This is a genomic window from Geodermatophilus sp. SYSU D00691 (assembly GCF_054050275.1).
The window spans coordinates 1-12,525 of record NZ_JBJGYZ010000069.1 but is presented as its reverse complement, the minus strand read 5'-3'; the positions used below and the strand labels follow the sequence as shown (position 1 = coordinate 12,525).

The window sequence follows — 12,525 nt, the reverse complement described above, 5'->3', positions numbered from 1 at the left end:
TCATCGATCCAGACGTAGAGTCCGGTCAGGAGGGTGTTGAGGTCTGTCGTCACAACCAGAGCCTGAGCACCCTCCGCCCTGTCTTACAGGCCTGTGCCTCTCCGGGCGTTAGGACTTACTCGTCTAGCTCCTGGGTGACCCCCCGAGCGGGGATGTGTCCGCGTGGTCGCCGACGGCGACGACGAGCCCGGCACCGGGTGACATGCGCCTCGGTTCTGCCCGCCGGAGTGCCGGAACCGTCGTCCTGCCCGGGATCATCGACGACGTGGCATACGAGATGCGGGACAACCACGTGCAGGAGCCCGACGAGGCCGGTGCCGCCGACAAGGCCCCGGAGGTCGAGCCCGGCAAGATCTTCGAGGACGCGATGAGCCGGATCGAGTCGATCACCCAGGAGTGGGCCGAGGTGGTCCGGAGCGCGCAGCGGTAGCTCGGCCGGGCGCTCACGGCGGCTGCGCGCCGGCCACCCCGGCCACCACGGCGGCCGCCGCGTGGCCGGTGCGGACGGCGTCGAGCACCGGCGCGCCCGCCCGCCATCCGGCGAGCACTCCCGCGGCGAAGGCGTCGCCGCAGCCGGTCGTGTCCCGCACCGGCACCGGCTCGACCGGCACCTGCCAGCTGCCCCGCCGCGTGCGCACGGATGTCGGCCGCGGACCGTCGTGCACCAGGACGAGCTCAGGCGCCCAGCCGGGCAGGTCGCCGGCCAGCCCGAGCGCCCCCGCCTCGGCCGCGTTGCAGAACAGGACGTCGGCCCGCAGCGCGGCGAGCAGCTCGACGTAGTTCCCGGCGCGGTAGATCCGGGTCGCGGCCGCGACGTCGGCGCAGACCGGTACGCCGACGGCGCGGGCGAGCGCGGCCGCCGTCCGCAGCGCCTCGGGGTAGCGGAACAGGTCGTAGCCGTCGAGGTGGACGACGGCGGCATCGGCCAGCCACTCGCGTGGGACGTCCGCCGGCCCCAGCCCGCCCTCGCCGCCGTCGGACAGCAGGGTGCGCTCGCCGTCGGGGTGGACCAGCACCGTCGACACCGGCGTCCGACCGCGACGCACCACCGCGATCTCGATCCCGCGCGCGGCCAGCCCGGCCAGCAAGCCGTCCGCGATCGAGTCCGCGCCCGCCCAGCCGGCCAGCCGCGCCGGCACCCCCAGCCGGGCCAGATTCGCCGTCACGTTGGCCGGCGCGCCGCCCGCCGTCGTCGTCCGGACCACCCGCTGCTGCCCACCGACCACCAGCGGTTCCGGCAGCGACAGCACCTGGTCGGCCACCAGCTTGCCGAGCACCACCACCGGCCCCGGACCCGCCGCACGCGGCCAGCGGGGGAGGTCGTCGGTCACGGGGGCAGCGTGCCCGGTTTCTGTGCCGACGCTTCATCCTGCGGTCGAGAAGGCGGGGCAGGGATGCCGTCCCCGGCGCGGGCGCGGGCCGCGGCGACCAGCACGCGCGGGCTCACCAAGGCGATCGGCCGCTGGAGCATCCCGTACACCTGGAAGAAGACGTCGGCCACGTGCGGGTCCTCGCTCGCAGCCAGCCCCAGCCGGTCGAGGAAGCGGTACTGGGCGCGCAGGACGGCGTTCGCGCGCATGCCGGTGGTCGTGGGGAAACGCAGGTCCTCGCCGGTCGACTGCCCCCAGGGGGCGGCCACGACGCGGGCGAGCCTCCGCTGGAACCGGTCGGCCAGCCCGTCGAGGTCCGTCGACCGGCGGAGGCAGGCGTCCAGGGTCTCGGCCGCCAGGGCCGCGACGGTGATCCCCTGCCCGTAGATCGGGTTGAAGACGCACGCCGCGTCGCCGAGGACGACGAACCTCCGAGGACGGCGCCGCATCCGCTCGAAGTGCCATCTCCGGTTGCTCGTGCCGTGGTGGACCCTGATCGGCGACACCGGTTCGGCGTCCTCGATGGCCTGGGCGATGGTCGGATGGCGGAGGCTGCGTGCATAGTCCAGCCAGCCGTCCTCGTCAGCCGGCGCCCGCTCACCGCCGACGCCCGTCATCGTGACCAGCCACCGATCTCCCTCGATCGCGAACAGCGAGCCGCTGCGCCGGATCGACGGGGCGTGCGTGGTGAGGAGCACCGCCGTCCAGTCGGCGGCGAAGCCGTCCGGGATCCGGAAGATCCGGCTGCTGTAGGTGGTGCGGGAGTCGACCTCGTCCCGTGGGGGTGGGGCGTAGCCCAGGTCCGTCAGCCAGGTCGCGGCCCGTGATCCCCGCCCGGATGCGTCGACCACGAGATCCGCCTCGAGGGCGACGGGATCGGTCGGTGCGGCGACAGGGCGGGCGGTGACCCCGGTGACCACCTCGCCGGCCTCTGCGGTCTGCAGCGCCGTCACGTCGTGGCCGTCGTGAAGGGTGACCCCGGAGAGCTGCCGCAGCCGACGGCGCACGGTCGCCTCCAGCAGCGGGCGGCCGGCCGAGAGCGCTTCCCAACCCCGTGCTCGGCGGTCCACCCAGCCTTGCGGGGTGAGCATGAGGAGGTCCGCGGGCAGGCGCATCGGAACGGCCCCGGCCGCGCGCAGCTCGTCGCCGTAGCCCGGGAACAGCCGTTCGATGATCAGACGGCCGCGGCCCAGCACCAGGTGCGGCTGCCATCCCTGCGGCACGCCCCTGCGTGGCTCCGGTCCGTCGGGGAGGTGGTCGCGCTCCACGACGACGACCTCCGGGAAGTGGTCGGCCAGCACGCGCGCGGCCAGCAGACCAGCCATGCTGCCGCCCACGACCACGGCCCGCGCGGCTGTCGACGTCGTTCCGACCACCGCTCCTCCTCCCGCGGTCGGAAGAGCCGCCACGGACGGGCTCCGACCGCTGGAGACCAGCATGACGGTCACCGGGCTGAAGTGACGAGGGAGCGCGGCCGGCCAGCCGCCGCGCACATGCACGAGTTCGGTCGTGGGACGAGTGGGACACATGCGGCCGCTCTCGACCCGAAACCCCGGGTTGAGTCACTCAACCGTGACATCGTCCGCCGGACGCCGAACCAGTCGGCCGCGGCGGGGCGCGGCCGGGAGCGCAGAGGAGCCGTCGTGACCGTCGCTGTCATCGACGTGGAGACCACGGGGCTGTCGCCGAGGACGGACCGTGTCGTGGAGCTGGGCGTCGTCCTGCTGGACGACCGCGGCGAGGTCGAGGCGGAGTTCGAGACCCTGCTCGACCCGGGCCGGGATGTCGGCCCGACCCACCTGCACGGCATCCGCGCCGCCGACGTCGTCGAGGCGCCGACCTTCGCCGACGTCGCGCCGTACCTGCGCTCGCTGCTCGACGGCCGGGTCGTCGTTGCCCACAACGCGCTGTTCGACCTGCGCTTCCTGGCCCGCGAGCTCGGCCGTGCCGGTCTGCCGGTCGAGCTGCCACCGACCCTGTGCACCATGCGGCTGGCGCCGCTGTTCTTCGGCCCGGGTACCCGCTCGCTGCAGGCGCTGTGCGACTTCGTCGACATCCCGCTCGAGCACGGCCACGCGGCGCTGCACGACGCCCGCGCCACCGCCGAGCTGATGCTGCACATGCTCTCCTCCCACCTCGGCGACGGCTCTCTCGCCGGCGCCGGCGTGCGGGTGCAGTTCGAGGACGACGGCAGCTACCGCGGCTTCGAGGCGCTCGACGCGTCCTGGACCGAGCTCGTCGGCCTGGCCGGCACACCCGGCGAGCCGGTCGCGCCCTGCCCCGCCCTGCCAAGGGACGCCGCCACCGCTGCCACCCGGCAGCGGGACGGCTACCTGGGCGGCCTCGTCGCCGCGCTGCCCGCGCTGGAGGACGCGCCGCCGAGCATGGCGCCGTACCTCACGGTGCTCGACCAGGTGCTGGAGGACCGGCTGGTCAGCGTTCCCGAGGGGGAGACCCTCATGGCGCTCGCCGCCGAGCTGGGCTGCGGCCGCGACCACGTCCTCACCGCACACCGGCTCTACCTCGACGCGCTGGCGACCGCGGCCTACGCGGACGGCATCGTCACCCCGGAGGAGCGCGCCGACCTCGAGCGGGTGGCCACCCTGCTCGGGCTCGGCAGCCGCGACGTGGCACTGGCCATGACCATCGTGCGGAGCGGCGCGAAGGTCTCCTTGCCGCGACGGGACAACGCGTTCCTCCCGCCCGGCACGAAGATCGTCTTCACCGGCGCGATGCGCCGCACCCGGGACGACCTCGAGCAGGCAGCGCGCGACGCCGGGCTGGTGCCGACGTCGTCGGTGTCGAAGCAGACCGGCGTCCTGGTCTGCGCCGACCCGCACTCGCAGTCGGGCAAGGCGTCCAAGGCCCGAGCGCTCGGGATCCGGGTCATCAGCGAAGCGGTCTTCTGGGAGTCGCTGTCGGGGGTGCGCCCGTGACCGCGCGGCTGTTCCCCGACCAGCCGCGGTACGGGTCACGCTCGGAGGAGCTGTTCGTCCGCACGCTGCAGGAGCAGCTGCCCGACGACGCCGTCCTCTTCTGCAACCTCCGCTTCAGCGACGGCAGTCAGGACCGCGAGGCCGACGTGGTCGTCGGCTGGCCCGGGGTCGGGATCGCGGTCGTCGAGGTCAAGGGCGGCAGCGTGTGGCTGGACCGGGGCGGGTGGCGCCAGGCCTGGGACGGCGGCGAGCGCGCCATCCACCCCGTCGGCCAGGCGGTCGCCTGCAAGTACCTGCTGTGCGAGTACCTCGCCGACCACCCCCGCTGGACCGCCGGCCGTCCCCGTACCGCACACCTCGTCGCGCTGCCCGCCACCACGCTGCCGGACGCCTTCGTCGCCCCGGGCCTGGCCCGCTGGATGGCGCTCGACAAGAGCGATGTCCCGCACGCCGCCGCGCGGATCCGGTCGGCACTGGAGAAGGTGCGCGACGAACCCGAGCCCCCGCTGGCCGAAGACATCGAGGAGTTGGCCGACTGCCTCGCCGGGACGGCGATCCCGCAACAGCACGTCGTGGCCGAGCTCGCCGAGCGGGAGGCCGCCTGCGACCTGCTGACCCAGGACCAGGCGAAAGTGCTCGACATGCTCGCGGCCTTCCCGCGGGTCGAGATCCAGGGTGGCGCCGGCTCCGGCAAGACCTGGCTGGCCGTGGAGAAGGCCCGTCGGCTCGCCAAGGAGGGCAAGCGGGTGGCGCTCATGTGCTACTCGCGCGGGCTGGCGGAGTTCCTCAAGCGTCGCGTGGAGACGCTGCCGAAGAAGCAGCGGCCCGACTACGTGGGCACGTTCCACTACCTCGGCATCGGCTGGGGCGTGCCCCAGGGCTCGGACGACGACAGCCCCTACTGGGAGGAGTTCCTCCCGGCGCGCATGGTGTCGCTCGCCGCTGACCTGCCCGACGAGCGCAAGTTCGACGCCATCGTCATCGACGAGGGCCAGGACTTCGCGCAGAGCTGGTGGGACGCCGTCCTCGCCGCGCTGCGCGACCCGGAGGCGGGCTGCCTCTACGTGTTCTCCGACGAGGGACAGCGGATCTTCGCCCGGCAGGGCCGGCCGACGGTCGAGCTGATGCCCATCCCGCTCACCGAGAACCTGCGCAACACCAAGCAGATCGCCGGCACGTTCTCGAGTTTCGTCCCGGGGATGAAGGTCCGCGGGCAGTCAGGGGTGCCGGTGCGGTTCGTGCAGTGCAGCACCGAGGACGCCGTCGGGGTCGCGGATGACGTCGCAGCCGACCTGCTCGACGAGGGCTGGCCGCCCGAGGCGGTCGCGCTGCTGACGACGCACCGCCGCCATCCCGTCCAGGCCGAGCGGCAGGCCGAGGGCCAGGACGCCTACTGGGCGACGTACTGGGACGACGAGGACCTCTTCTACGGTCATGTGCTCGGCTTCAAGGGGCTCGAGCGGCCGGCCGTGGTGCTCGCGGTCAACGGCTTCCGCGACGAGGCGCGTGCCCGGGAGATGCTCTACGTCGGCCTGTCCCGCGCCCGTGACCTGCTCGTCGTCTGCGGCGATCTGGAGCTGATCCGTCGGGTCGGGGGAGAGGCGGTCGTCCGACGGCTCACGGGCTCGGGCGCATGACGCCGTCCGCACAGCTGATCGCCGAGACGATCGGGGAGTACGTCGCCGCGTCCGCCGAGCGTTGCGCGTCGGCCGCCAGGACGCCTACCAGGGGACCGCAGCGCGCTGCAGGCGCTCGGAGATGGGCGCGACGTCGTCGAGCCGTCCGGTCGCCACCGCCATCACCAGGTCGTAGGCGTCCTCGTTGGACAGCGTCAGTCGCAGGCCGTTGAGGCCGTAGAAGGCGATCGTCGCGGCCAGGGCGAGCCGCTTGTTCCCGTCGACCAGGGGTTGCGTGCGGGCGAGCGAGTGCATCAGGGCGGCCGCCTTGTCGTGCACCGACCGGTACGCGTCCTCGCCGAACGCCGTGGAGCGCGGTCTCGCCGCCGCGGACTCCAGGAGCCCGATGTCCCGCACGTGCACGTCGCCCAAAGTCCGGTGCGCGACGTGCAGCAGGTCCTCCAGGTCCAGGTGGATCACTGACCGAGCCGCTCCAGCGCCTCGGCGTAGCGGGGCAGTTCCTGGTCGAGCACGCGATCGAGCAACTCGCGCTTGCTGGTGCGCTCGATGTAGTCGCGTACCGCCTGCCGGGCGACTTCCTGCATCGATCGCCCCTCCAGCTGAGCCCGGCGGCGCAGGGCTTCGGCCTCCTGGTCGTCGAGGCGCAACGTCATGGCCATGGTGACGATGGTATCGCTGGTGATACCTGAGGTCCGTCCTGGCCGGTCTCCCGGTCCACCGACGCACGGACAAGGCGGTCCGGGCGCAGGCCGAGGCCGAGCCTGAGCAGCACGCTGCGCAGAGGCAGGCCATGGCTGCGCAAGCACAGGCACAGCTCGCCGCCACGTACCAGCTGCAGAACCAGGCGGCTCAGCAGGCACAGCTGGCCGCGCTCCAGCAGGGTCAGCGCGCGCTGCCGCCCCAGCAGGCTCCATCGGCCGGTTGGTACCCGGACCCGCAGGGCGACGCCGGCCTCATGCGCTGGTTCGACGGCTTCCGGTGGACGGAGCACACCCGGCCTCGGCCGCTAGGGATGAGACTGCGGAGCCCGGCTGACCCGCCGGGCGCGACCAGACGTCGACCGGGTTGCGACCGGCCGGCGCCAGGCTCGGACCCGTGTCGTCCGGTCGTGTTCGGACCTACCGTTTCCCGGTGGAGTTCGCCGTCCTCGGCCCGCTCCAGGTGGTCGGGCCAGAAGGGCCAGTCGACGTCGTCGGCGCCAAGGAACGCGCCCTGCTGGCCCACCTCGTGGCCGCCCACGGCCGGATGGTCTCCACCGAGGAGCTGATCGACAACCTCTGGGGCGAGCAGCCCCCGCGGACGGCGACCAAATCCTTGCAGAACTACGTGCTGCGGCTGCGCAACGTCCTCGAGCCCGACCGCGACGGCCGGCCGCACATCCTGGTCACCGACAGCCGGGGCTACCGGCTCGCCGTCCCCGACGAGGCGGTCGACGCCCGCCGCTTCGCCACGCTCGTCGACCTCGGCCGGCAGGCGCTCGCCGACGGACGAGCCGAGGCGGCCGCATCCACCCTCACCGAGGCGCTCGCCCTGTGGCGCGGACCCGCCTACGCCGGCCTGCCCGACCGGGCCTGCGGGGGCGAGGCGCGGCGGCTGGAGGAACTCAAGCTCGTCGCCGTCGAGGACCGGATCGCCGCCCAGCTCGAGCAGGACCAGGAGCGGGAGGCGGTGCCCGAGCTCGAGCAGCTGGTCCACGAGCACCCGATGCGCGAGCGGCTCTGGTACCTGCTGGTCCTTGCGCTGTACCGCTCCGGCCGGCAGGCCGACGCGCTGGCCACGTACAGCCGTGCCCGCGAGGTGCTGCTCGCCGAGCTCGGCGCCGACCCGGGGGAGGAGCTGCGCCGGCTGCACGCCCAGGTGCTGGCGCACGACCCGGCCCTGCGCCCCGCCCGCCCTGCGCCGCGCCTGCCCGGCCCCCTGCGCCGACCACCCGGCCCCCTCGTCGGCCGCGACGCCGAACTCGAGGCCCTCCGCGATGCCTGGGAGCGGACCCGGCACGGCACGGCGCAGACCGTCGCGCTGCGCGGCCCGCCCGGCGCCGGCGCGCGCCGGCTCGCCGCCGAGCTCGCTGACGTCGTCGCCGGGCAGGGCTTCCCCGTCGAGTACGTGACGTCACCGGTCGAGCTGCTGCCGCCGGCGACCGTGCCCACGCTGACCGTCCTCGACGGGGTCGACCCGGCAACCGTCGGCGGCGGCCCGCGGCTGCTGCTGGTCGTCCACGGGCGCGCCGACGCCGTCCCGGCCGACGCGCTGACCGTCCCGCTCCCGCCCCTCGACGCCGACGACGTCCGCCGGCTGCTCGACCCGTACCTGCCGTCCCCGCCCGACGACGACGCCGTGCGGCGGGTGCTGCGCGACACCGGCGGGGTTCCCGGCCGCGTGCACGACGCGGCGCTGGCGCTCGCCGGCCGCCGGATCCACGAGAAGGTCAGCGACGCCGCCGTCCGCACCACCCGAATGCAGACCGCCCTGGTCGCCGCACGCGAGTCGCTGACCGAGGGGGTCGCCGAGTTCGGCGGGCACCTGGAGCGGTCGCGCCCGGCACCGGCCGACGTCTGCCCGTGGAAGGGGCTGGTCTCCTACGAGGTGGCCGACGCCCCCTGGTTCGCCGGCCGCGAGCGCCTGGTGGCCGAGCTGCTGGCCCGGGTCGCGTCCGCACCGCTGCTGGCCCTGGTCGGCGCCTCCGGCAGCGGGAAGTCCTCGCTGCTCCGCGCCGGCCTGCTGGCCTCCCTGGCCGCGGGCGCCCTCCCCGGCAGCGACCGGTGGCCGCAGTTCGTGCTGCGCCCCGGCCGGCACCCGCTCCGCGAGCTGGTCCGCATCACGCTGGACGGGCGGCAGAAGACCAGGGACGACGTCGCCGACCTCCTCGAGCAGCTGGTCTTCGACGACGACGCCCGGAGCGGCGTCGTCCTCGTCGTCGACCAGCTCGAGGAGGTCTGGACGACGTGCCCCGACCCGGCCGAGCGCACGGCGTTCCTCGACGCCCTGGCAGAGCTCGTCACGGCCGACCAGAGCTGCCGGGTCGTCCTGGCGGTGCGCGCCGACTACGTGGCCGAGCTGGCCGACCACCCGTCCCTCGCCCGCGCGCTGACCGACGCCACCGTCCTCGTCGGCGCCCCCAGCGAGGCCGAGGTCCGCCGCGCCGTCGAGCACCCCGCCGCCCGCTCGGGTCTGGTCCTCGACACCGGCCTGGTCGACGCCCTCGTCTCCGACGCCGGTGCCGAACCCGGCGTGCTGCCGCTCCTCTCCACCGCGCTCACCGAGCTGTGGGAGCACCGGGACGGCGACCGCCTCACCCTGGCCGCCTACGTCGGCGCCGGCGGCCTGCGCGGAGCCGTCGCCCGGATCGCCGAGCGCGCCTACCTGGCGCTCTCACCCGAGGACCAGGCGGCCGCGCGGGTCCTGCTGCTGCGGCTGGCCGGCCCGGGGGAGGCCGACGCGGCCACCCGGCGCCGGGTCCCGCTGGCCGAGCTGCGCACGCTGCCTAACCCGCGGGTCCCCGCCGTCGTCTCCCCGCTGGCCGACGCCCGGCTGCTCAGCCTCGGCGCCGGGCACGTGGAGGTCGCGCACGAGGCGCTTTTCCGCGAGTGGCCGCGGCTGGCCGGCTGGCTGGCCGAGGACGCCGAGGCCCGGGCCGTGCAGCGGCGGCTGGTCGTGGCCGCCGCCGAGTGGGACGCCGGCGGGCGCGAGGACGCGCAGCTGTGGCGCGGCAGCCGCCTGGTCGCCGGCGCCGACTTCGCCGCCGCCCACCCCGACGAGGTCACCGACGTCGAGCGGGCCTTCGTCGAACGCGGGCTGGCCCAGCAGGACGCCGAGCGGCGCGACGCGCAGCAGCGGGCGGCGGCGGTGGCCCGGCAGAACCGCCGGCTGCGCTTCCTGCTCGGCGGGCTGGCGGTCGTCCTGGTGGCCGCCCTCGTCGCCGGCGTCCTCGCCGTCCGGGCCGAGGACCGCGCCGGGCGCGAGGCCACCACCGCGCAGGCCCGCGCCCTGGCCGCGAGCTCCACCGCTGTCGTGCCCCAGGACGCCGAGCTCGCCGTCCTGCTCGCCCTGGAGGCCGTGGACCGCGCCCGCCCGGTCGGCGGGGTGGCGCTGCGCGACGCCACGGAAGCCCTGCACGGCGCGCTGGCGTCGTCCCGCATCCTCTCCGTCCTCGACGGCGCCGGCGGTGCCGCGGACTGGAGCCCCGCCGGGGGCAGCTACGCCGTCAAGGGCGCCGACGGCAGCGGGGTGGTCGAGATCCGCGACGCCGTGACCGGGGACCTCACGCACAGGTGGGTCGCGCACGAGCCGGACCTCTTCGACCTGGCCTACAGCCCGGACGGCGCACTCCTCGCCACCGCCGGCTTCGACGGGGCCCTCAAGGTCTGGGACGCCGCGACCGGGACGCTGGTCCGCACGCTGCAGGGCGCTCCCGGCACGCGCGTGGTCGCGCCGTCGTTCAGCCCGGACGGGCGGCTGGTCGCGGCCTCGTGGCACGGCGACGAGGGCGTCGCCCGGGTCTGGGACGTCGCCACCGGCGCGCCCGCCGGGACCTTCGCCACCCGCGGCGAGGCCGAGCCCTCCCTCACGACGGCGTTCAACCCGGACGGGACGCAGTTCGCCTTCACGTTCGACGGCTATCCGCGCGTGGTCGACCTGGCCACGGGCCGGACCCTCTTCGACCTCCCGGCGGGGCGGTACACCACGGGCGACATCGAGTGGAGCCCCGACGGCCGCTTCATCGCGAGCGTCGACGCCGGCCACCTGTTCCTCGCCGACGCCGCCACCGGTACCGAGATTGCCCGGGCGCAGGAGCACACCAGCTTCGTCCTCGCCGTCACCTGGAGCCCCGACGGCCGACGGCTGGCCACCGGCAGCCTCGACGGGACGGCCAGGGTGTGGGACGTCGACGCCCCCGAGCTGGACGACGTCATGACGCTGTCGGCCGCCAGCACGCGGCCGGCGGTGTCCTGGGTGGCGTTCTCCCCGGACGGCGGGCGCCTGCTCACCGGGACCCTCGACGTGCCCGCGGTGACCGTCTGGGACGTGGGGGTCGGCGGCGACGCCGAGGTCGCGACCTACCCGGTCGACACCGAGGGCTTCGCCGGCCTCGACTACACGCCGGAGGGGAACCGGCTGGTCATCGGCACCGGGACCGGCGAGGCCACCCTCCGGGACACGTCGACCGGGGAGATCGTGCAGCACATGGGTCCTCACGCGGGCACGTCGGCCGACGCCTTCCGCACCGTGTACTCCGTCGACGTGAGCCCCGACGGCTCGCTGATCGCGGTGACCGGCTCCGACTCGACGATGTCGGTGTGGGACGCGGAGACCGGCGAGGAGGTCTTCACCCACCCCCTCGCCGGGTGGTCGGACTCGGTGGCCTGGAGCCCCGACAGCCGCTTCGTCGCCGCCGCCAGCTGGGGGACGGTCGACACCGGCAGCGGCGGGGAGGTCGTCGTCCTGGACCGGGTCGGGCGGGAGGTGGTGCGCCGCACCAGCGACGAGCCCGCCACGTTCGGCAGCGTCGAGTTCAGCCCGGACGGTCGGCTGCTGGCCTTCGTCCGCGGCCCGTTCGAGGTCACGCGGGGGACCCCGAACGAGGCCGAGCTGTGGGACTGGCGCCGCGAGGAGGTGGTGCGGCGCATCCCGGTGTCGGGCCCGGAAGCGCCGCTGGCCTTCAGCCCCGACGGAAAGCGCATCGTCGTCGCGCGCAGCGAGCGGGCCATGGTGGTGGACGTCTCCAGCGGCGATGAGGTGGTGCAGCTGAGGGGTGCCGGGGCCGCGGTCATCTCCCTCGCCTACAGCCCCGACGGCTCCCTCGTCGCCACGGGGCACGAGGACGGCCTGGTCCGCCTGTGGGAGGCGGACTCCGGCCGGACCAGGACGGTGCTGCGCGGACAGACCACCCGGATCAAGAGCGTCGTCTTCAGCCCGGACGGCGACCACCTCGCCGCCTCGGACACCGAGGCGACGGTCCGGGTGTCGGCGGTGCACCTCGACGACCTGGTCGTCCTCGCCCGCGCCGAGGTGACCCGCGGGCTGTCCGCCGAGGAGTGCCGGCTGTACCTGCCACCCGGGGACTGCGCCGGGGACTGACGGTCGCGACCGGCCGGGACGGCGACCGCGACCGGATCGCGACCGCACCGCGACCGGAGGACGGACGGCGGCGCGACCGCCGGGGACCAGCGTCGGAGCAGGCGGTTCCGGAAGGACCGGAACGGCCAGGGCCGCACCGCCGGCCCGGAGAGGGACTCCGATGACCGCTACCCCGCACCCCGCCCCGGCCGCCTCGTGGGCGTCCCTGCACCGGACCCTGCTCGCGGTGCTGGCCGCCGTCGCGCTGGTCCTGATCGCCGGCGCCACGGTCCTGGCGTTCGCGCTCACCGGGAACTCGTCGGCACCGTCGCAGCCGACGGTGGTGGAGGAGCCGCTTCCGCAGCCCGTTCCCCAGGACGACGACACGCCCACCCAGTACTGCTCCAACCGGGCGGAGCCGGTGCCCTGCTGAGCGAGCGGACGGCACGGCGAGGGGGGGGGGGGGGGGGGGGGGCGGGGGGGGGGGGCGCGGCTCGCGGGGGCGAGCAGGCGCAACGGGAGCCA

Annotated in this window: 9 protein-coding genes and 1 pseudogene; 6 read left to right on the top strand and 4 right to left on the bottom strand. The window is 75.0% G+C overall.

What is annotated here, in order from left to right; genetic code table 11:
• The first annotated feature begins 202 nt into the window (after positions 1-202).
• Positions 203-430, top strand: a complete 228-nt coding sequence (locus ACI797_RS27535; protein WP_456863972.1) for a hypothetical protein — start codon at positions 203-205, stop codon at positions 428-430.
• A 13-nt stretch (positions 431-443) separates the two neighbouring features.
• Here the strand turns inward: ACI797_RS27535 and ACI797_RS27530 are convergent, their stop codons facing one another.
• Positions 444-1,331 carry a carbohydrate kinase family protein gene (locus tag ACI797_RS27530; protein ID WP_456863970.1) on the bottom strand — a complete coding sequence of 296 codons (888 nt, stop codon included), beginning with the start codon at positions 1,329-1,331 and terminating at the stop codon, positions 444-446.
• Positions 1,328-2,746, bottom strand: coding sequence for an NAD(P)/FAD-dependent oxidoreductase (locus ACI797_RS27525; RefSeq protein ID WP_456863967.1), 1,419 nt, complete (start codon positions 2,744-2,746; stop codon positions 1,328-1,330). Before ACI797_RS27525 ends, ACI797_RS27530 begins: the two co-directional genes overlap by 4 nt.
• Positions 2,747-3,013: 267 nt before the next feature.
• Between ACI797_RS27525 and ACI797_RS27520 the strand changes: the two genes are divergently transcribed.
• Both ACI797_RS27520 and ACI797_RS27515 read left to right on the top strand, forming a co-directional pair.
• Positions 3,014-4,306 (top strand): exonuclease domain-containing protein, encoded by a 1,293-nt coding sequence (locus tag ACI797_RS27520; RefSeq protein WP_456863964.1) that lies wholly within the window; start codon positions 3,014-3,016, stop codon positions 4,304-4,306.
• Positions 4,303-5,943: an NERD domain-containing protein gene (locus tag ACI797_RS27515; RefSeq protein ID WP_456863961.1), complete on the top strand. Its 1,641-nt coding sequence runs from the start codon at positions 4,303-4,305 to the stop codon at positions 5,941-5,943. Before ACI797_RS27520 ends, ACI797_RS27515 begins: the two co-directional genes overlap by 4 nt.
• 84 nt (positions 5,944-6,027) lie before the next feature.
• Here the strand turns inward: ACI797_RS27515 and ACI797_RS27510 are convergent, their stop codons facing one another.
• Both ACI797_RS27510 and ACI797_RS27505 read right to left on the bottom strand, forming a co-directional pair.
• The gene (locus tag ACI797_RS27510) at positions 6,028-6,402 is read right to left on the bottom strand and encodes a type II toxin-antitoxin system death-on-curing family toxin (RefSeq protein WP_456863958.1); all 375 of its coding nucleotides are present in this window, start codon (positions 6,400-6,402) and stop codon (positions 6,028-6,030) included.
• Positions 6,399-6,602 (bottom strand): DUF6290 family protein, encoded by a 204-nt coding sequence (locus ACI797_RS27505; protein WP_456863955.1) that lies wholly within the window; start codon positions 6,600-6,602, stop codon positions 6,399-6,401. Before ACI797_RS27505 ends, ACI797_RS27510 begins: the two co-directional genes overlap by 4 nt.
• A 131-nt stretch (positions 6,603-6,733) precedes the next feature.
• Between ACI797_RS27505 and ACI797_RS27500 the strand changes: the two are divergent.
• The 3 genes and pseudogenes from ACI797_RS27500 to ACI797_RS27490 form a co-directional block, all read left to right on the top strand.
• Positions 6,734-6,937: pseudogene (locus ACI797_RS27500) on the top strand (DUF2510 domain-containing protein); the annotation flags it as partial.
• Positions 6,938-7,074: 137 nt separating this feature from the next.
• Positions 7,075-12,021 carry an nSTAND1 domain-containing NTPase gene (locus ACI797_RS27495; protein ID WP_456863952.1) on the top strand — a complete coding sequence of 1,649 codons (4,947 nt, stop codon included), beginning with the start codon at positions 7,075-7,077 and terminating at the stop codon, positions 12,019-12,021.
• A gap of 160 nt (positions 12,022-12,181) precedes the next feature.
• Positions 12,182-12,433, top strand: a complete 252-nt coding sequence (locus ACI797_RS27490) for a hypothetical protein (RefSeq protein WP_456863949.1) — start codon at positions 12,182-12,184, stop codon at positions 12,431-12,433.
• The last annotated feature ends 92 nt before the right edge of the window (positions 12,434-12,525 follow it).